This window comes from Roseibium suaedae, assembly GCF_900142725.1.
Taxonomy (GTDB): domain Bacteria; phylum Pseudomonadota; class Alphaproteobacteria; order Rhizobiales; family Stappiaceae; genus Roseibium; species Roseibium suaedae.
This window is the reverse complement of the sequence record NZ_FRBW01000007.1, coordinates 101,074-121,790: the sequence shown is the minus strand read 5'-3', so window position 1 is coordinate 121,790 and position 20,717 is coordinate 101,074. Positions and strand designations below refer to the sequence as shown.

Genomic DNA, 20,717 nt, shown 5'->3' with positions numbered 1-20,717 from the left:
GACCTAAGTATTAGGTTTTCTTGCCCCGCACACCAAGCGCGCTCGCAACTGCGAAGGAGAGCGACGCCGCAGTCGCTGTTTATGTTTGATCGTAAAAACAGAGACCTAGGCGCGAGCTGACTATGAAGCAACTAATAGATGCATCAACGCTAAGCCCACAGCTCTAAAAAATACTTCGCACATGCAACAATCGCGCTACTGCCCTAAGCTCCGGATTAGCCCAGCGCCAGGTGACGCTGCGGCAAAAAACAAAAAGCCCTCCGGGACAGAATCCCGAAGGGCAAGATCTGGCAATGAAGATCAATCCGGCAGGATCAATCGATCATGATCAGTCGTTCAGAGCTGCAACGACGATGATCTCGACCTTGTAGTCCGGGGTCGCGAGAGCAGATTCGCCCGTTGCGCGTGCCGGAGCGTTTTCCGGATCGACCCAGCCGTCCCAAACGGCATTCATCTCGGCAAAGTCGTTCATGCTCTGCAGCCAGATGGTGGTGCTGAGCAGACGGGACTTGTCTGAGCCAGCGCGGGCCAGCAACTCGTCAATGTTCTTCAAGATGGCCTTGGTCTGCTCGGTGACGCTTTCGCCCGGAGCTCCAACCTGGCCAGCCAGGTAAACCAGTCCACCGTGGATCACGGCCTGGCTCATGCGCGGGCCCTTGTCGAGACGGGTGATTTCAGTCATTTGGGATCCTTTCCTGTCAGGGGCCTGCACCGTGTGGCCAGACACGCCTCAGGCTCGCTTGATAGCCTCGACAGACTGAGAACGCCATCAGGATTTTGCGGTCCGGCGAGGATCTGTCCTTCCCTGCGCATGACAGCAGGAAAGCGCAGTGCTGCCCCCTGTCAAACAGCCCTCAAGATGCTAGGGTGCCATTCTATCATGGCTGACAATCCCCGCTCCCGTCTGACACTTGCCCAATTGCAGGCCCTCAATGCGGTCGTGGAAACTTCCAGTTTCTCCCTCGCCGCCAAGAGGCTTGGCATTGCTCAGCCCTCCGTCTCCAATCACGTCCAGGCGCTTGAGAACCGGTTCAAGGCCCGGCTGATCATCCGGGATGGCCATACGGCGCGGCCTTCCCCATCCCTGACGGCTCTCTTGCCCAGGATCCGCGCCCTGCTTGCCCTGTCGGATGATCTGGAGAGCGAACTGCACGAGCAAAGCCTGGGCGGCAAGGGTCAGCTCCGGATCGGCTATTCCGCCTTTCAGCTCGCCATTCCCCATATCTCCGCCTTCATGAGCCATTCTCCCGGCGTGACCATCGAAGCGCTGTCAGCAGCAAGCGCCGATCTTCTGGCCATGCTGGAGGCGGGCAAGATCGACATTGCCTTCATCACCGCAAGGGCCAGGCCCGAAGGCCTGTCCGGTCTGAAGCTCTGCGCAGCAAGGGTCGTGATCGCCATGCCGGAAACCCATGAGCTTGCTCAGCGCCCCCATCTCGACTGGCGCATGGTGGAAAGCCTGCCGCTGATCCAGCGCGAGAAATCCTCCGGAACGCGCCAGATCTTCGAGGCGGCAGCAACCGTTGCCAGCATCACCCCGCACACCCTTCTTTCGCTCGGCTCCTGGGAATCGATCTGCGCGATGATCTCGAGCGGCCTGGGCTTTGGTGTGGTTCTGGACGCGGAGCTTTCACCGGGAGATCCCTTCAAGGGCGTCCCCATTCCCGACCCCAATCTCATGGCCTCCCATTGGGCAGTCTGCCTGCCGGAGATGACCAAGGTCGCCGCCGTTGAAGCCTTTCTGGCCCATCTTCCGGTGGCTGCCGGATAAATACCTGCCCGATCAGACGCACCGGCGAGCCAATTGGCTTCGACCTCACGGTTGGCAGGCGCACAGGAATCCGCCATTGATGCAGGAAACAATCTATTGCTGCCGCATCCCCCTTGCGAAGCCCCTGCCGTCATCCGGATCCCCGCTCATGTCCACCCAGCACAAGGATCGAAGCAAATCCGCCCTCCGTCTCAAGAGGGCACTGGGCCGTCTTGCAGGCAGTCTGGAGTCGATGGCTGCCACGCTGCTGATTGCCTTGCTTCTCCTCCAGCTGCTCGTGGTTGCCCTGCGCTATGTCTTTTCCTATGGCACGCCCTGGGCGCTGGATCTTCTGACCTATCTGTTCTTTCTGGCGACCATTGCTCCGGCCCCGGCCCTGCTGATCGCCGACGGCAGCGTCCGGGTTGATGTGTTCTATGCCAGATGGAGCGACAGCAGGCGGGCTCTGGCTGACCGCTTTGCCCTGCTGTTCCTGCTTCTCCCGGCCATGATCTGGGCCAGCTGGGTGTCCCTGCCCGAAACGGTCAGCGCTTTCAGGGTGCTGGAGGCTTCGCCAAGCGTTGGCGGCTTGCCAGGCTACTTCCTGCTGAAGGGCGCCATGACCGCCTTTTTCATGAGCCTTGCCCTCACCGCCCTGGTCCTGGGGCTGAAGAGGCAGCCCTACAGCCCGGAAAAGCCATGAGCAGCGCCCTCCTGATCTTCCTCGCCGTGCTCCTGACCGGCGGCATTCTTTCCGGCGCGCCGGTGGCCTTTGTTCTCCTTGGCGCACCGGTCCTGACAGCGCTGCTTGGAACAGCGCTCGGTCATTTCGACATGGCCTTTCTGGCCGCCTTTCCTTCAAGAGCCTTTGGCGTCCTCTCCAATCCGGTATTCATGGCCCTGCCGCTCTTTGTTCTCATGGGCGGACTGCTGGAGCGCTCGGACATGGCGCGGCGGATGATGCTGGCGGCAGGGGCGCTTTTCGGCGAGCGGCGCGGCGGTCTTGCCTATGCGGTCATCATCGTCGGCGCCTTGCTGGCCGCCTCCACCGGCGTGATCGGCGCGACCATCTTCATGCTGGGCCTGATCGCGCTCCCGGCGATGTCCGGTGCGGGCTATTCGCCGCGCCTCTCTTCGGGCGTCATCTGTGCCGCAGGCTCACTTGGCCAGATCATTCCCCCCTCTATCCTGCTGATCCTGCTGACGGACCAGATCTCCAACGCCTATCAGGCCGGGCAAAGGGCAGCCGGCTCCTTTTCCCCCGAGCCGGTTTCTGTCGGTGCCGTCTTTGCCGGCGCGATCCTGCCGGGCCTTGTCCTGGTGCTGCTCTATCTCGCCTATGCCGCGCTCAACGCCTGGCTTCGCCCTGAAACCTGCCCGCCGGTCCGCAGAGACACGCTGTTGCAGCCTCAGGAGAGTGGTGAAGCCACGCTCTCGCGCAGCGCCGCGCTCAAACCCCTTCTGCTGCCCCTGATCCTGATCCTGCTTGTGCTGGGCTCCATTCTGGGCGGCGTCGCCACCACAACGGAAAGTGCGGCGCTGGGCGCAGTTGGTGCCCTGATCATGGTGGCACTCGACCGGGGCGGACAGCCCCGCTGGCAAAGGATATTGCTGCAGGCGACGCTACCCGCAGCGCTGATCGTTGTTCTTCTGAAGTTCCACGGCGGACATGGCATCCACCCGGCCCTGTTCTATCCGGGAGCCGCCGCCTTTGGCCTCCTGTGCGCCGGCACACTGCTCGCCGTCTGGCAGGAACTGCGCCGGGGGGATCTTTTGGCGGTCTCAAGGGACACGGCCCGGATGGTCACCATGATGATCCTGATCGTCCTCGGCGCTGCCATGCTGTCCCTGGTGTTCCGGGGGCTCGACGGAGACAGGATGGTCGAAGACTTCCTTCACGGTCTGCCGGGGGAGACAGCGGTCGCGCTTCTGGCGGTGATGGCCATCATCTTCGTCCTTGGCTTCATCATCGAATATGTCGAGATCATCTTCATCGTCGTGCCTGTGGCTGGCCCGCCACTGATGGCTGCGGGTGTCGACCCGGTCTGGTTCGCGATCCTGATCAGCATGAACCTGCAGATGAGCTTTCTCACCCCGCCCTTCGGCTATGCCCTGTTCTATTTCCGAAAGGTGGCCCCGCCGGATCTGAAGACCTCGGCGATCTACGCGGGAATCACTCCCTTCATCCTGCTTCAGATGGCCGCCCTTGGTCTTGTCGCACTCTTTCCCGCACTCGCCACCACCTTGCCGAAGCTTCTCTACGGTTGAAATTCCCCTGAAAGAGCCCTTAATCCGGGTCTTTCAGCCAGGAAGAACAAAGGAGAACACCGGAAAGGGACCCTTAACGCTTGTAGAACACACTGTGAACAGGTATGGTACGTTCCTGATTTGTACCAAGGCCGCAGTGGAGACCACCGGGCATGTTGACGCGCAAGCAATACGAACTGCTGATGTTCATTCATGAGAGGTTGAAGGAAACCGGTGTGCCGCCCTCCTTCGACGAAATGAAGGACGCGCTCGACCTCCGGTCAAAGTCCGGCATCCACCGCCTGATCACCGCCCTTGAAGAACGCGGCTTCATCAAGCGCCTGCCGAACCGGGCCCGTGCGATGGAATTGATCCGCCTTCCGGAATCCATAGCTCCCGGCCTTGCAACGCCGCCTGCCCGCGGCGCCTTCTCGCCGGAAGTGATCGAGGGCGATCTGGGCAAGCCTGTCGCGAAGTCTCCCCCGCCGCCACCGGTCGAAGTCGCCTCCGGTCTCGAGATCCCGGTCATGGGCCGCATTGCCGCCGGTGTGCCGATCGAGGCCATCCAGACCCACAGCCATTCCATCACCGTTCCGCCGGAGCTTATCGGCAAGGGCGAACATTACGCCCTGGAAGTGCGTGGCGATTCCATGATCGAAGCCGGCATTCTGGACGGTGACACAGTGCTGATCCGGCGCACGGACTCTGCTGAGAGCGGCGATATCGTCGTGGCCCTGGTGGATGGCGAGGAAGCCACCTTGAAGCGCCTGCGCAAGAAAGGCGCCTCCATCGCCCTTGAGGCCGCCAACCCGGCCTATGAAACCCGGATCTTCGGCCCAGGCCGCGTCCGGGTACAGGGCCGCCTCGTCGCCCTCTTCCGCCAATACTGACGATCCGCCAGGATCGAAGATCAGGCACCCCGAGTTTTAGCCGGCCAGAAACGCAAGTTTCTGGCCGGTTTTGTTGAGGGCGGGCTCACCACGCTCCTCGCGCCCGATCAAAGCCATAAGAGCTGATCGAGACTGCTGACAAAGGCATCAAGTTCTTGATCGTCATCCCGGCCAAGCGCAGCGCGAGCCGGGACCGGTGAGCCAAAGGATTATCGGTTTTAATCAGGAGCCGACCGGCGCACCCCGGCTCTCCGATCCCGCATCTTCGCTTCGCTGTGTGCGGGATGACGAATTGAGAGGTTTGGGGCGGAGAACTGACTATGTCAGCCTTTTCGCATGCGAAATCCCTTTCGGCTTCGCCCTCCCATGGCCTGCCCATGGCCAGACCATCGCATCCATGTCGCGACATCACCTCACAGAAAGCCGTGCTTTCAGGAGGTGGATTCGCATGGCTTCCGGACCAAGAAGCCCGAGGAGACGCTGGAGGGCCTCGGCGAAATGGTCAGGCTTCCAGATCCTATTGGTGCCAGGGGCGCGGGGGACGGGTTTTGGCGCCCCGCCAGGCGGAAATGACCGTCCTCTGCGGCGCCTTTGAGCCTCCTGAATTTTCGGAGGCATCTCCCTGAAGAACGCCGGTCAGGCCATCGCCTTCCAGCCCGTCTTCAATCCGGTCTCGTTCTCCGCCATCGGCGCCACTGAGAGCCTCCGTCTTTCCCAAAAAAGGTGTCTCAAGCCAGAATGACAGAGCACCGAGATCCTTCCTGTCCTTGCCGCCGATAACGAAAGACGCAGCGCAGTCTGCGGGCACATCCAGATCCGTGACGACCACATCCGCAAGACGGCAATCCAGCTCCAGTGCCTCAACGGTTCTCGGAAGCGCGACCAGCAAGGCACGGACACGCTCTTCCCTTGACTCTGTTTCTGAATTTTTACCGATAACAACTTGTTCCAATTCAAGTTTATCGACAGCTCCCTGCTCCGCTGCGGACCCCAGACCAAACAGCGCCAGACCCAGCCCCGCCCAATTGCGGCGGTCTTCGGCGTTCCCGGGCGGATAGGCGCGATAGACACAGCCCGTCTCATCGCAGGCGGCTTGATCTGCTGCCATCTTTCGTGATTTCAGCAGATCGGGCGATACTCCTTCTGCCTGCAGCCACATCTCGCCCGCGAAGCTCGCGCGCGCTGAAGAAATGCGAAGGCTTCCCTCCCGGTCTCGCGCAGCCACCGTGGCCCCACTGTCCGCAATCTGGACATCGGCAGGCCGTTCAATAACCAGGAAAGCCAAGCCCACCGCTATCAAACCCGGCGAGATCCACCGCCAGCGTCCCCTTGCCAGAAGCAACCAGAACAGCCCGGACGTCAGAAACAAGGTCGCGCTGGCTCCCGGCGGAACGACGGAGCCCCTGCCATCCTCCAGAGACTGGGTAAAGGATGCGACCGCCAGCAACATGGACAGTCCCTTCTCCATGGCGAAAAGCGGGAGGGCAGAAAGGCCAAGAGGCATCAAAGCCAGGGCCAGCACCCCCATCGGCATGATGATCAGAGACACAAGCGGCATGCCAAGCAGATTGCCAATCATGCCATAGGAGGCAATGCGGCCGAAATGATGGGCTCCGATGATACCCGTCGCAAGACCGGCAATTGCTGTTGTGGCAAGAACTCCGAAAAGCCAGAACAGCGGCGTCAGGACCAGACGCAGTGGCAGGTTCCGCATTTCCGCCCGCTCACCCCCTGCGAGTTTGCGCAAGCGGCTGTCTGTCCATTGGCTGTACACAGCCACGAGGCAGATCACCGAAGCGAAGGACATCTGAAACCCCGGATGAAAGAGCTGTTCGGGCCGGACAAGCAACAAGGCAATACCGGCAAGTGCGACGCTGTGCAGGGTCAGCCCCCGCCGGGAGGTCAGGATGCCAAGGAACACCAGAGAGATCATGATGAAGGCGCGCTGGGTGGAAACAGAGGCACCCGACAGGAGCAGGTAGAAGCTTGCGGCGAGCAGCGCCACGCCGGCTGCAATCTTGTGCAGGGGAAACCGGAGCGCCAGCGGCTCGATCATCGCAAGGATCAAAAGCACGGCCGCATAGGCGCCACCTGCAAAGAGCCCCATATGCAGGCCGGAAATGGCCAGCACATGGGCAAGTCCGGCCGCCCGCAGGCTCTCCTCCGCCTTGTCGGAGAGGCCTGCCCGCTCGCCGACGAGAAGCGCGACAGCAAGCTCCGCCGGATCGCCCGGGGACAGGCTCTGCCGGATCCTGGCCGCCAGCGCCTGACGCAGCTCTTCCAGTGTGCGCCGCAAGCCGATAGAAGGAGGCTCGCCAATCACCTCCGGCTTGCCATAGGTAAAGCCCGTCGCGCCAATTCCGGAAAAATAGGCCGAGAAGGAAAAGTCATAGCCGCCAGGCCGGATTGGGGAGGATGGCGGAAACAGCCTTGCCTTCAGGCGCACATGGTCCCCGGCCCGCACGGTGCTCGCATCGGGAATGGAAAGGCGGATCCGCGCCGGAATCACGTTCCCGCGCTCCTGCCTGCCCGGAGGCGCCATTCTGCCGCGCGAGCCTGCCTCCAGAACATCAACGATCAGCCTCGGGCCGGAAGAAGACTGTTCACGCTCCGTGACAACACCGTGCACGTCCAGCGTCCGGGCGGCCTCCAGGCGGGGGGCTGCCACATAGGCGGTTCTGAAGGACCCCGCGGCAAAACCGGTGCAGAACCAGAGCCCGAGAAGAACGGCCAGGTTCAGCCCGCGTGTGCGATACCGCCAGATTGCCCAGCTTGCAAGGACAAACAGAGCGCAGAAAAGAACTGGAGCGGACGGCTCTTCGGGAAGCGAAAAATAGGTCAGAATGCCGGCCGAAAGGGAAAAACCGCCCCAGAGCAGCCCCTGCTCTTCCCGGCACCGCCCCTGCCTCTTGCGATGGGACCCGGAGGAAGATCCCAATGGACCGCCAACAGGCCCGGACGGGTCGAACCCATAGGCTTCCGGACGGGTCCAGTTTGGCCGTGAAAAGCCGGGCCGGGAGCTCCGGATGGCAGGTCCCGCTGGTATAACATTCTGCTCAGAAGATACGGTCTCAGCGCCCTCAGCGGGCACATCCTCTTCGGGGCGATCAAGGCGTCCGGCGGATCCGGAAGTCCCAGGCTTGAACCTGTGCTTTCCGGCCAGTCTCCGGTCTGCCCGACGCCCCGGCTCCTGTTGTTCAGGGTCCGAACCGGACCCGTCCCCCGTGCCGGCCAAGGCGAAAACCCTCCCCGGGCCTTTGGAGTTTGACGCTGCTATGCTAAGACCGCGCCAACCCGGCGGTTTCCCGCCAAGGCATCATTCTGGCAGAGACAAACAAGAACCACCATGGCCAATAACGTCATCACGCGCTTTGCGCCTTCACCCACCGGTTTCCTTCATATCGGCGGCGCCCGCACGGCTCTCTTCAACTGGCTGTTCGCCAAGCACCATGGCGGCAAGATGCTGCTGCGCATCGAGGACACGGACCGCACCCGCTCCACCCAGGAAGCGGTCGATGCGATTCTGGATGGCCTGACCTGGCTTGGCCTTGATTGGGACGGCGAACCGGTTTCCCAGTTTGCCCGGGTCGCCCGCCATCAGGAAGTGGTGGAAGCCATGCTGGCCAATGGCACGGCCTACCGCTGCTATTGCTCGCCGGAAGAGCTGACGGAAATGCGCGAGAAGGCCCGCGCCGAAGGCCGCCCGCCGCGCTATGATGGCACCTGGCGCGACCGGGACGCCTCCGAGGCACCTGCGGGCGTTGCCCCGGCGATCCGCCTGCGCGCGCCGCTGGAAGGCGAAACCGTGGTGGAAGACCTTGTCCAGGGCCGCGTTATCTTCCCGAACAAGGATCTGGACGACCTGGTCCTGATGCGTTCCGACGGCGTGCCGACCTACATGCTGGCCGTGGTGGTGGACGACCATGACATGGCTGTGACCCACATCATCCGCGGCGACGATCACCTGACCAACGCTGCCCGCCAGACCCTGATCTTCCAGGCCATGGGCTGGGACGTGCCGAAGATGTCGCATATTCCGCTGATCCATGGTCCGGACGGAGCAAAGCTCTCCAAGCGCCATGGCGCGACCGGTGCGGAAGCCTACCGGGCAATGGGCTATCTGCCAGCTGCCATGCGCAATTATCTGGCACGACTGGGCTGGAGCCATGGCGACGAGGAAATCATGTCCACCGAAGACATGATCCAGTGGTTCGGCACCGATGCCATCGGCAAGTCCCCCTCGCGCTTCGACTTCAAGAAGCTGGAGAACCTTAACGGCCACTACATGCGCGCAACCGATGATGCCGAATTGCTCGGCCACTGGAAGGCCTGCCTTGCCCATGTGGACGGCGGCAAGGACGTGCTCGACTGGATGGCGGCAGGTGACAACACCGCCACCGTTCTGACCGCCCTGCCCGGCCTGAAGGAACGCGCCAAGACCCTGGTGGAACTGACCGAAAGCGCCTCCTATCTGTGGCGCCAGCGCCCGCTCGACATCGACGAGAAGGCGGCCAAGATTCTCGATGCCGAAGCCAAGTCGATCCTTGCCGATCTACACAAGCTTCTGACCGCCGCTCCCGTCTGGGAAGCCGAGCCGCTGGAAACATCGGTCAAGGCCTATGCGGAAGAAAAAGAACTGAAGCTTGGCAAGGTTGCCCAGCCGCTGCGCGCCGCGCTGACGGGCCGGGGCACCTCTCCGGGCATTTATGACGTCCTGATCGCACTGGGACGCGACGAGAGCCTTGCCCGCATCGCGGACCAGGCGTCCTGATGAAATATGCCGCAGGGCAGCATCGCCCGCCCTGCGGCGCAAAATTCCGGCAACGGATTTGACCAAAGCGGTATGGTCCCGCGCTTGCGGCCCCGCAACAAATGGGCTACGCAAGAGCCGACCATTCCTCCAGCACCCTCAGGCTGGGTTCCTGTCCGGCCCTCAACCGGACAATTCCTGCATACACGCCGAGGGCTGCGGCGAGTTTCTGACATAGGAGGTTATCTGAATGGCTGACAAGAACGCCAAGCTGACCGTAGGCGGCGGCGAACATGGTTTCGACGTCCTGGACGGCACCATTGGACCGTCTGTGGTGAACATCTCGTCCTTGTACAAGGACACAGGCATGTTCACGTACGACCCGGGCTTCACCTCCACGGCGTCCTGCGAATCCAAGATCACCTACATCGATGGTGACGAAGGCACGCTTCTGTACCGCGGTTACCCGATCGAACAGCTTGCAGACCATGGCGACTTCCTGGAATCCTGCTACCTGCTGCTCTACGGCGACCTCCCGACCAAGCCGGAAAAGGAAGACTTCGTGAGCCGTGTGACCTATCACACGATGATCCACGAGCAGATGTCCCGCTTCTTCTCCGGTTTCCGCCGCGACGCCCACCCAATGGCCGTCATGTGCGGTGTCGTTGGCGCCCTGTCCGCCTTCTACCACGACAGCACCGACATCTCCGATCCGCGCCAGCGCATGATTGCGTCCCTGCGCATGATCGCAAAGATGCCGACCATCGCTGCCATGGCCTACAAGTACCACGTCGGTCAGCCGTTCGTTTACCCGCGCAACGACCTGAACTACGCGGCCAACTTCCTGCACATGTGCTTCGCTGTTCCTTGCGAGGAGTACAAGGTGAACCCGGTTCTGGCCCGCGCCATGGACCGCATCTTCATCCTGCACGCCGACCACGAGCAGAACGCATCGACCTCGACCGTGCGCCTTGCCGGTTCTTCCGGTGCGAACCCGTTCGCCTGTATCGCAGCCGGCATTGCCTGCCTCTGGGGTCCGGCTCACGGCGGCGCCAACGAAGCAGCGCTCAACATGCTGTCCGAAATCGGCTCCGTTGACCGCATTCCGGAATTCGTTGCCCGCGCCAAGGACAAGAACGATCCGTTCCGTCTCATGGGCTTCGGTCACCGGGTCTACAAGAACTACGACCCGCGCGCCAAGATCATGCAGAAGACCTGTCACGAGGTTCTCGGCGAACTGGGCATCAAGGACGATCCGCTTCTCGACATCGCGATGGAACTGGAAAAGATCGCTCTCAACGATCCCTATTTCATCGAGAAGAAACTCTATCCGAACATCGACTTCTACTCCGGCATCACCCTGCGTGCCCTGGGCTTCCCGACCAACATGTTCACCGTGTTGTTCGCTCTCGCCCGCACTGTGGGCTGGATCGCCCAGTGGAAGGAAATGGTGGAAGATCCGTCCCAGCGTATCGGCCGTCCGCGCCAGCTCTACACCGGTGCTCCGAAGCGCGACTACGTGCCGATCGAACAGCGCCGCTAATCCGGCCAGGATCGATACGAGAAATACAAAACCCCCGGCTCATGGCCGGGGGTTTTTCTTTGCCTGCAACATGGAGTGTCTTTCCCGTAAAGCAAAAACGCCTGGTTGAAACCTGCCGAATGAAAGCAGACTTCCGGATTTTTCCAGGCATTTCCCTGCCTTTTCAGCCATCTTGGACATCACTACGCATGTGATTCCTTGTTGCCGAATTGTCAGGACGAATTCTTTGGCCCGCTTGATCGACATCTACTCCCCCAAGGGAGCCGACAGCTATCCGATGACCCTCGACCAGCTGCTGGTCGGTAGCGGCGACACAGTCGCAAAAGGCCAGGTGCTTGCCGTTCTGACCGGGCCGGACAAGGCCCACAAGATCGGTGCGCCTTTCAACGGAACGGTCACGGCCCTCAACATCGAGCAAGGCGTCCGGCTCGGCCTGCGCAGCCCGCTGCTGCGTATGGAGGTGATGGAAGCTGAAGAGCCTGCCGCGGCCCGCCAGGACGCCCCTGAGCAAGCTCAAGCAAAGCCCGAGCCTCAGAGACCAGAGCCCCAGAGACCTGGCCCCCAGAAAAGCGCCCCTCAAGAGACAGCCCCGAAATCAGCCTCACAGGCTGCAAAGTCAGGCAAGTCGCCCGTGAGGCGTTTTGCCCCCTATGGGGTGGCTGCCGTGGTTCTCTTCGGCCTGTGGCAGCTGACGCCGAACACCCGCTTCACGATCATGTATCCGGAAGCAGGTTTCAGCCTGCCCTTCGGGATCGCCCAGGACTTCCGCAGGATCCGCATCCAGTTCCAAAACATGTCCATGCAGGTCTCGAATTGGTTCGAGGCAAGTCCTGCAAGCAAGCCGCCGCTGGAACTCACCTGTGAAGGACTGGCCGAGCAGCAGGAAAAGGTCAACTTCTGGGGTGCCAACCTCCTGGACAGTAAGTCTGCTGACTACGAGACGATTTTTGACGTCTCGGTCGACTTCTCCAGCCAGAAAGCCTGTCTCGCCGGTGCATTTCCTGACGAGTGGATCGGCGGATCGTTTTTCTCCCCGAAGACCGAAGGCTGCTACAGCTTTACCCAGTCCGGCGACTTGATCACTATTGACCGCAATCAGACTGTCAGCGTGAGCGAAGGAAGAGAACTCGGGACCGTCAGAATTGACTACCGGATCGGCGACGCGACCCTCGACACGGCAAAACTGACCCTGTCCTACAAGGATCAGGGCTTTATCAAGGACGAACTGGAAAGGGCGCAAACCCTCGATATGCAGTGCCGCAAGAAATAGGCGGCACAGGTCCCGTCAAGCCCGTTGCAGAACGTCCATCACCACGGCAGCGGCGGCCTCACTCTGAGAACGGCCATCCGGGAGACGCATGATTGTGTCCAATTCCGAAAAGGCGCTGACCTGCTCTTTGCGTGCGTCCGTATCGGCCAGAAGCTGTTCCAGGACCGGCACCAGCTTTTCAGGGCAGACCTCATCATCCAGAAACTCCGGCACGACGTTACGCCCCAGAATGATGTTCGGCAGCACCATCGACGAGACGCTGGCAAAGGGGAAAATGCGGTTGATGTCCTTCAGGCGGCGATAGAACCAGTCAAGCCGGTAGCAGATCGCCATGGGGACGCCGGAGATTGCCAGCTCCAGGGACACGGTGCCGGAAGCAGCCAGTGCCGCATGGGCCCGGCGGAACGCCGCATGCTTGGCCTGGTTCCCGGTGACGATCTCCGGCTTGATCTTCCAGTTGGCCGCCTCTGCCCGGATCCGCGCTTCCATGCGCGGCACAGCCGGCAGCAGGATTTCCAGATCCAGAACGGATTTCTCAAGCACCTCAATGGTCTGGCCGAAATCCTTGAGAAGTCGGTCGACCTCGCTGCCACGGCTTCCTGGCAGAACCAGCAGGGTCTTGCGCCCTTCGTTCAAGGCAGGACGCTCTCCTTTACCTGGGCGCAGATCGTCCAGCCGTTCGATCAGCGGATGGCCGACATAATGGGTCCGCGGTCCGCCAAGCTTGCGATGAACATCCGGTTCAAACGGCAGGATCGCCAGAAGCTCGTCCACATAGACGCTCATCTTCTTCGCCCGGCCCGGTCGCCAGGCCCAGACAGACGGCGACACATAGCCAATGATCGGAATATGCGGTGCGCGCTTGCGCACCCGCTTGGCGACATTGTGGGTGAAGTCCGGGCTGTCGATGATCACCAGCGCGTCCGGGTTCTCCGCGATCACCGCATCAACCGTCTGGTAGACCCGCTTCACGATCAGGGGCAGACGCGCCAGAACGGCGGTCAGTCCCATGACCGCAATGTCGGAAATATCGAACAAGCTCCTGAGCCCCTGTTCTTCCATCCGTTCGCCGCCAAGACCGCAGTAGGAAATGCGTCCGGGCAGTGCTTTGCTCAGGCTTTCCATCAGCCGCGATCCAAGATGATCGCCGGAGTCCTCACCAACGACGAAGGCGACCTTGTAAGTTCTCTCGCTGCCGCTCATTCTGCGTCCCCGGAGCTTTCCTGCGGATTGAGGCCATAGACAAACAGCCCGGCCTTGTCGGCAGCTGTAATCGTCGCTTCCCGCTCGGCAATCAGCGCCCCGCCTGCTTCGACGGCGATACCGGCAAAGCCCGCAGCCAGCGCCCGCTCAATGGTCTTCGGACCAACTGCCGGAAGGTCCACCCGAAGGTCCTGCCCAGGTTTGACGGTCTTGACCAGAACACCAAGGCGGCCTTTTGCCCGCACACGGCCGTTCTGGCGAAGCTCAGCGCAGCGGGCAAGCATCGCATCCGTTCCTTCCGCGCCTTCAACGGCAATCACCCGGCCACCGAGGGCAACAGCAGCTTGTCCGATGTCGAGATCCCCGAGACGCCGGGCGGCTTCCAGCGCCAGCACCATATCCTTCAGGTCCTCTGCCCTTGGCTTGACCGCCCCCAGGCTGCCGGGTCCCGCAAGCAGGTCCGGCGCCACATCCTTGATCCCAACCACGCGAAATCCCTCTTCCTCGATGAGACCGATCACCTTGGTCAGCAGACTGTCATCACCGCCCGCAAGCGCCCGGATGATGCGCGGCAGCCGGCGGAGCGTGCCCAGATCCCCGATGATGGAGGTGAAGTCCGGGCGCTTGCTGATCCCGCCGATCAGGACGACCTCACGGCACTTCGCCGCCGCCATGACCTTGAACAGCCGCCCGATCTCGCCCCAGCCCAGTTCTACGGCTGACTGTACGCGCAAGGCCTCGTCAGCCTCGCCCTTGATGGCAATGATGAAGGCCTCGCGGCCGGACCGGCGCAGGCCGTTCAGGACCTGCAGCGGCAAGGTGCCGTTGCCACAAATAAGAGCGACCGGTGCATCGGATGCACCGGCCGTCAAAAGATCTTTGCTGTCATGGCCCTTGGTCATGACAGGTCTGTCACTCGGGTGCCCGCGGCGTGCAGAAGCGGCGGTCTTCCTTTTCCAGGATGAAGTCCGTCACCTGCCGGACCAGCGGCTGATCGGCGTTTGCATCTGCAACGCCCTGAGCCCGCTCGCGCAGGGTGCCGGTTTCAGTCTCGAACAGATCCCGGTAGGCTGCACGCAGCGCATGGATCTGCTCGCGCGGGAAATTCCGGCGTTTCAGACCCACCAGATTGAGACCGCCCAGATGCGCCCGGTTGCCGGTCACCATGCCGAAAGGAATAAGATCGTTCTCAAGCCCGGCCAGACCGCCGATGAAAGCATGGTCGCCAATGCGGGTGAACTGGATGACGGCCGAACCGCCGCCGAAGATCACGTTGCTGCCAACGGTGACATGACCCGCGATCATCACATTGTTCGACAGAACGATGTTGTCGCCCAGATGGCTGTCATGACCGACATGGGAGTTCGCCAGGAAGGCGCAGCGGTTGCCGATGGTGGTGGAGAAGCCGCCGCCTTCGGTGCCTGCGTTCATGGTCACGCCTTCACGGATCAGGCAATCCTCGCCGATGCGCAGGGTTGCATGTTCGCCGCGGTACTTGAGATCCTGTGCCTGATGACCGATCGAGGCAAAGGGGAAGATCGCCGTGCGCGCGCCGATCCGGGTGTCCCCGGCCACCGCCACATGGGACTTCAGCTCGACGCCGTCGCCCAGAACAACCTGACTGCCCACATGGCAGAACGGTCCAATGCGGACGCCCTCACCCAGGGTGGCGCCGTCCTCGACAATGGCACTGGGATGAATTTCGCTCATCTGGTCCTCACGCATCCACCAGCATGGCGCTGATTTCCGCTTCAGCGACCTTGGCGCCATCGACCATGGCAACGGCATCAAACTTCCAGATGTTCGAGCGCTGCTTGATCTTCTTCACATGGAACTGAACCTGATCGCCCGGAACCACCGGCTTGCGGAACTTCGCCCGGTCAATGGTCATGAAATAGACCAGCTGCGGCGCAGTGTCCTTTCCACGGGAGTGGACGCACAGGGCACCGGCGGTCTGGGCCATGGCTTCAATCAGGAGAACGCCCGGCATCACCGGCTGCTTGGGGAAATGCCCCTGGAAATGCGGCTCGTTGATGGTGACGTTCTTGATGCCGATACAGCTGTCGTCGCCATCCATCTCGATGATCTTGTCAATCAGCAGGAACGGATAGCGGTGCGGCAAGAGCTCCAGCACTTCCATGATGTCCGCGCTCGGCAAAACCTTCTTTTCAGCGTTTTCCATGTGCATTCAACCCCTCGGCGCGCGTGCGCCTGAACATTCAATCAAGTTTCGTCCGGTTTACGTGGCGTTTCCGCGCTCTGCAAGCTTTCGCAGCATTGCCATCTCGCGGAACCACTGTTTGACAGGCTTGGCAGGCGCGCCGCCATACCTTCCGCCTGCCGGAATGTCTTCCGAGACCACGCTCACCGCAGCAATCTGGGCACCCATGCCGATCGTCACGTGACCGCGCACCCCGGACTGGCCACCAATTGCGACATAGTCCTCGAGCGTGGCGCTGCCGGAAATTCCGACCTGGGAAACAATCACGCAGTGCCGCCCAATGACAACGTTGTGTCCAATCTGGACCTGGTTGTCGATCTTGGTGCCCTCTCCGATCACCGTATCCCGGTTTGCACCCCGGTCCACAGTGGTGTTGGCGCCGATTTCCACATTGTCCTGGATGATCACACGGCCGATCTGCGGCACCTTGATGTGACCGCCCGGCCCCATCGCATAGCCGAAGCCGTCCTGACCAACGCAGACACCCGGATGGAGATAGACCTTGTTGCCGATGATCGCATGCTGGACGGAGGCATTGGCCCCAACAACACAATCCCGGCCGATGCGGACGCCTTCGGCAATCACGGCATTGGCCCGGACAACCGTTCCGCTACCGATTTCAACACCGGCCGCAATCACTGCGCCAGCTTCCACGATGACGCCCGCTTCCAGGGCAGCAGAGGGATCGACAATGGCGCGTTCGGAAATCGCAGCAACGCCTTTTGTCGCAGGCACCATGGCTTCCGGATAGAGCTTGGCCAGAACAAGCGCCCAGGACCGGTAAGGCTCCTTGCAGACGAGAACCGCCGCACTGTCCGGCACCTTGCCCTTGTGCTTGGCAGCAACCAGAACGGCCGCAGCCTCGGTCGAGGTCAGCTTGTCGAGATAGGCCGTGTTGTCGAAGAAGACGAGCGTTCCGGCAATGGCTTCCTCAACCGGACCGACACCGGAAATGACCAGGGCAGGATCGCCCCGCTCGATGTCCGCCCCTGCCCATTCGGCGATCTGGCCGAGAGTGACCGGCTCAGGCTGCTTGAAGAAAATCGGATCGGACATTGTTGCTTCCCAATAAAAAACGGCCGCCGGCGGTGCGGCGGCCGTTCGTATCATGTCTACGGCCCAATTAGAACCGCGTACCACCACTCAGACGGAAGACCTGAACCTCGTCCTCATCTTCCTTCATGACCGGCCATGCAAAGTCGGCGCGGAGCGGACCGAACGGCGAGTCCCAACGAACGCCGGCACCGATCGAGGCGCGCAGGGCGAAGTCATTGGACTGAATGTTGTTCTTGCCAACGACCTTGGCCAGATCGTTGTCGACATCCCAGACCGTACCGGCATCAGCAAAGAGCGCTGCGCTCAGGCCGAATTCTTCCGGAACACCGAAGAGCGGGAACGTGGTCTCGACAGTTGCTGCCATGTACATGGTGCCGCCGAGCGCATCGCCAGTGGTGGCGTCACGCGGACCGATACCCTGGTTCTCGAAGCCGCGAATGATGTCGCCACCAACCATGTACTGGTCGGAAACACGCAGACGCTTGCTGCCGAGCGGCATGATGTGGCCACCCTGGATCGCAACCTTACCGATGACACCGTAATCCGGCAGCAGTTCCGTGTAGGCACGGCCTTCTGCGGTGGTCTTCATGTACTGGGAGTCACCACCGATACCGGCGAACTCCTGACCGAACTGACCGTAGAGACCGTCCTTCGGGTTCATGCGGTTGTCGAGCGTGCTGTAAGTCAGCGTGTAACCGCCCAGCGACGTCAGGTAGGAACCGAAGGAGTCACAGATACCGCGAGAGAAGGTCGCCGTATTACAGTTGCTGATGCTCGTCGACAGACCATCCGGATCCGAAAGCTTGGTTTCGTAAATCTGGTAGTACAGGCGCAGGGTCAGCTCTTCTTCACGAAGCGGCAGGGAGAAGCCGAAGCCACCACCGGTCTTGCGCTCGTCATAGGAACGGTAGCTGTTGGCATCCTTCTCACGACGGTACAGATCCAGATCAAGCGCGATCCGGCGGCCGAGGAAGAAGGGCTCAATGAACGCGAATTCGTAGGTCTTGGTGTCTTTACCGCCACCAACACCGAGCTTCACATACTGACCACGGCCCAGGAAGTTCTTTTCAGTGACGGAGACGTCGCCAATCACACCATCGGCGGTCGAGTAACCGACACCGAAGGAGACTTCACCCGTCGGCTTTTCGATAACTTCAACATTGACCACAACCTTGTCCGGAGCACTGCCCTGGGAGGTGGTGATGTTGACCTTTTCGAAGAAACCAAGGTTCTTCAGGCGGCGCTCAGCCTTGTCCAGCAGAGCGCGGTTGAAAGCATCGCCTTCAGCCAGATCGAACTCGCGGCGGATCACATATTCACGCGACCGGTCGTTGCCGACCACATTGATACGCTCAACGTATGCGCGCGGACCCTCTTCGACGTAATAGGTCAGGGAGATGGTCTTGTTCTCGTAATCACGCGAAGCGCGCGGACGGATCTGAGCGAAGGCATAGCCGTTCTCGGCAACCTTGACAGTCAGATCTTCAACGCTCTGCTCAACGCGCAGGGAGTTGAACGTGTCACCAGCAGACGTGCGCAACTCGGACTTCAGAGCTTCTGGATCCACTTCGGACAGGGACGAGACGACTTCAACGTCGCTCACCGTGTACTTTTCGCCCTCATCAACAGTGAAGGTGACGTGGAAGACGTTCTGCTCACGATCGAGCTCAGCGTTGGCCGAAACGATACGGAAGTCAGCATAGCCCTTCTTGAAGTAATACTGACGCAGCAGCTCTTCGTCGGCAGCCAGACGATCCGGATCGTAGGTATCGGAGCTGCGCAGCCAGCTCAGGAAACCGCTTTCGCGGGTCCGGATCACGTCACGCAGACGGCCATCGCTGAAGGAGCTGTTGCCGATGAAGGTGATACGCTCGACGCCGGTCTTGGCACCTTCGCTGATCTCGAAGACCAGATCGACGCGGTTGTCCCCGCGATCAATGATCTTCGGATCGACGGACGCGTCATAGCGACCACTGCGGCGATAGGCTTCCAGGATGTTCTGCACATCGGACTGGACGCGGGCGCGGGTCAGCATGGACCGCTCGGAGGACCGGACAGCGGTCTTCAGAGCATCGTCCTTGATCTTCTTGTTTCCTTCAAAGGAAACCCGGTTGATGATCGGATTTTCGCTCACAGTGACGACGAGCGAACCACCCTGCGGGGTGATCTTCACGTCAGCGAAAAGGCCCGTAGCAAAAAGAGCCTTGAGCGATTCATCAACATCCGCAGGACCATAGGAGCGGCCCGGCTTGATGGTGAGGTAACTCAGAACCGTTTCTTCCTCGATCCGGGTGTTGCCCTTCACGACGATGGAACGAGCAACTGCCGCCTCTGCGGAAACAGCCGGGAACAGGCTGACACTGCTGGGCAGAAGTGCACCCGTCGCCAGAACGGTTGCCGCAAGAAACACGGCGCGAGTGGATGACTGCAATCGCTGCATAAGTGAGCTATGCCTTTTTGTTTTAGCCCCTCTACCCGCAGGCACAGGGATACCAGATTCTCAGCAACTGACCCCGTTTTACAGGCTTTTGCCGATTAGGCAACAGCCGACGCAGGCCAAAATGGTTTTCATATGAAGACGTTGCGGCAAAGCAACGCTTCACGCTCAACCCCTTTCAAAGCCTCGCGATATGGAGCACATCGTTCCATGTCGCAAAGACCATAAGCAGAAGAACAAGCCCGAGCCCGATCCGGAAGCCAATGTCCTGAACGCCTTCACTCAAGGGACGCCCACGAACGGCCTCGGCCAGGTAATAGACAAGATGCCCGCCATCCAGCATCGGAATCGGCAGCAAATTGATCAGGCCAATGGAAATCGACAGCACCGCAGCCAAGCTCAGAAGCGGCACGATGCCCTGGGTGGCAACCTGACCGGAGATCTGCGCGACCCGGATCGGGCCACCGATCTGGTCAGCCGCTTCCCGGCCCGAGATCACGCCCCAGATGTAATCCACGGTGCGGGTGGCGACATAGAATGTCTCCTTGGCACCCTGAGCAACTGCTTCCAGCGGACCATATGTCACATGCACAAGATCCTCCGGCTTGGGTGAGCGGGACACACCCAGAAGACCAATGCGCTGGACATTGCCGAAACGGTCGCGCAATTCGCGATACTCCGGCGTGACCGTGAGAGTGACAGTCTGAGTGCCGCGCTCAACTTCCATCTGAAGAGGAATATCGGCACTGACGGACACGATCCGCTGCAACTCGGTGAAGGTTTCGATCTTGCGGCCATCCACAGAGAGAATGAGATCGCCCGGCTGAAGCCCGCCGCGCTCGGCTGCGCTCTGCGGCCGCACTTCTTCCACAACCGGCGTCGTGACAATCTGACCGAAAGTCATGAAAGTCGCGGCAAAAATCACGATTGCGAGAATGAAATTGGCAAAAGGTCCCGCGGCCACGACAGCGGCCCGCTGCCAGACCGGCTTTGCAACAAAAGCGGTGCGGCGCTCGTCTTCGGACATGGACGCAATTGCATCCCGGTCCGGCGCGCTTGCCGCATTCTCGTCGCCTGCAAATTTGACATAGCCGCCGAGGGGGATCAGGCAGAGTTTCCAGCGTGTGCCATGACGGTCATAGCGGCCGATGATTTCACGGCCAAAGCCAACGGAAAAGGCATCGACCTTCACATTGCACCAGCGGGCAACCAGAAAATGGCCAAGCTCATGGAAGAAGACGACAATCGTCAGCACAAACAGGAAAGGCACGATATAGCCGATGACCAGGTCATAGGCCGATGTCAAAATTTCCATTCTGCTGTCCCGTAGGTCCGAAGGCAGTGTGGTTC

Annotated in this window: 16 protein-coding genes; 7 read left to right on the top strand and 9 right to left on the bottom strand. The window is 60.9% G+C overall.

Annotated elements, in window-relative coordinates; translation table 11 throughout:
* Positions 1-328: 328 nt before the first annotated feature.
* A complete protein-coding gene (locus BUA94_RS21860) occupies positions 329-682 on the bottom strand; it encodes a RidA family protein (RefSeq protein ID WP_073015501.1) in 354 nt (117 codons plus the stop codon).
* 198 nt (positions 683-880) lie between these two features.
* Here BUA94_RS21860 and BUA94_RS21855 point away from each other — a divergent pair, with 198 nt between their 5' ends.
* From BUA94_RS21855 to lexA, 4 genes are all read left to right on the top strand, one after another.
* The gene (locus BUA94_RS21855; protein WP_073015500.1) at positions 881-1,771 is read left to right on the top strand and encodes a LysR family transcriptional regulator; all 891 of its coding nucleotides are present in this window, start codon (positions 881-883) and stop codon (positions 1,769-1,771) included.
* A gap of 79 nt (positions 1,772-1,850) precedes the next feature.
* Positions 1,851-2,453, top strand: coding sequence for a TRAP transporter small permease subunit (locus tag BUA94_RS21850; RefSeq protein WP_073015499.1), 603 nt, complete (start codon positions 1,851-1,853; stop codon positions 2,451-2,453).
* Positions 2,450-4,018: a TRAP transporter large permease gene (locus BUA94_RS21845; RefSeq protein ID WP_073015498.1), complete on the top strand. Its 1,569-nt coding sequence runs from the start codon at positions 2,450-2,452 to the stop codon at positions 4,016-4,018. The genes BUA94_RS21850 and BUA94_RS21845 overlap by 4 nt, the downstream gene beginning before the upstream one ends.
* A gap of 152 nt (positions 4,019-4,170) precedes the next feature.
* The gene (lexA, locus tag BUA94_RS21840; protein WP_073015497.1) at positions 4,171-4,887 is read left to right on the top strand and encodes a transcriptional repressor LexA; all 717 of its coding nucleotides are present in this window, start codon (positions 4,171-4,173) and stop codon (positions 4,885-4,887) included.
* A gap of 517 nt (positions 4,888-5,404) precedes the next feature.
* Here the strand turns inward: lexA and BUA94_RS21835 are convergent.
* The gene (locus tag BUA94_RS21835; protein ID WP_073015496.1) at positions 5,405-7,825 is read right to left on the bottom strand and encodes a ComEC/Rec2 family competence protein; all 2,421 of its coding nucleotides are present in this window, start codon (positions 7,823-7,825) and stop codon (positions 5,405-5,407) included.
* Between the two features lie 408 nt (positions 7,826-8,233).
* On the opposite strand from BUA94_RS21835, the gene gltX reads away from it, so the two are divergent.
* The 3 genes from gltX to BUA94_RS21820 all read left to right on the top strand — a co-directional run bounded on the left by gltX (position 8,234) and on the right by BUA94_RS21820 (position 12,450).
* Positions 8,234-9,658: a glutamate--tRNA ligase gene (gene gltX / locus BUA94_RS21830; RefSeq protein WP_073015495.1), complete on the top strand. Its 1,425-nt coding sequence runs from the start codon at positions 8,234-8,236 to the stop codon at positions 9,656-9,658.
* Positions 9,659-9,887: 229 nt separating this feature from the next.
* Entirely contained in the window at positions 9,888-11,180 is a 1,293-nt protein-coding gene (gene gltA, locus BUA94_RS21825; RefSeq protein ID WP_073015494.1) for a citrate synthase, read from the top strand.
* Between the two features lie 226 nt (positions 11,181-11,406).
* A complete protein-coding gene (locus BUA94_RS21820; RefSeq protein ID WP_073015493.1) occupies positions 11,407-12,450 on the top strand; it encodes a biotin/lipoyl-containing protein in 1,044 nt (347 codons plus the stop codon).
* A gap of 15 nt (positions 12,451-12,465) precedes the next feature.
* Here the strand turns inward: BUA94_RS21820 and lpxB are convergent, their stop codons facing one another.
* The 7 genes from lpxB to rseP all read right to left on the bottom strand — a co-directional run bounded on the left by lpxB (position 12,466) and on the right by rseP (position 20,682).
* A complete protein-coding gene (lpxB, locus tag BUA94_RS21815) occupies positions 12,466-13,653 on the bottom strand; it encodes a lipid-A-disaccharide synthase (RefSeq protein WP_073015492.1) in 1,188 nt (395 codons plus the stop codon).
* Positions 13,650-14,555, bottom strand: a complete 906-nt coding sequence (locus BUA94_RS21810) for an LpxI family protein (RefSeq protein ID WP_073015491.1) — start codon at positions 14,553-14,555, stop codon at positions 13,650-13,652. The genes lpxB and BUA94_RS21810 overlap by 4 nt, the downstream gene beginning before the upstream one ends.
* 10 nt (positions 14,556-14,565) lie before the next feature.
* Entirely contained in the window at positions 14,566-15,363 is a 798-nt protein-coding gene (lpxA, locus tag BUA94_RS21805; RefSeq protein ID WP_073015516.1) for an acyl-ACP--UDP-N-acetylglucosamine O-acyltransferase, read from the bottom strand.
* 7 nt (positions 15,364-15,370) lie between these two features.
* A complete protein-coding gene (gene fabZ / locus BUA94_RS21800; protein WP_073015490.1) occupies positions 15,371-15,835 on the bottom strand; it encodes a 3-hydroxyacyl-ACP dehydratase FabZ in 465 nt (154 codons plus the stop codon).
* A gap of 57 nt (positions 15,836-15,892) precedes the next feature.
* Positions 15,893-16,930: a UDP-3-O-(3-hydroxymyristoyl)glucosamine N-acyltransferase gene (gene lpxD, locus BUA94_RS21795; protein ID WP_073015489.1), complete on the bottom strand. Its 1,038-nt coding sequence runs from the start codon at positions 16,928-16,930 to the stop codon at positions 15,893-15,895.
* Between the two features lie 67 nt (positions 16,931-16,997).
* A complete protein-coding gene (bamA, locus tag BUA94_RS21790) occupies positions 16,998-19,370 on the bottom strand; it encodes an outer membrane protein assembly factor BamA (protein WP_073015488.1) in 2,373 nt (790 codons plus the stop codon).
* A gap of 175 nt (positions 19,371-19,545) precedes the next feature.
* The gene (rseP, locus tag BUA94_RS21785) at positions 19,546-20,682 is read right to left on the bottom strand and encodes an RIP metalloprotease RseP (protein ID WP_073015487.1); all 1,137 of its coding nucleotides are present in this window, start codon (positions 20,680-20,682) and stop codon (positions 19,546-19,548) included.
* Positions 20,683-20,717 lie beyond the last annotated feature (35 nt).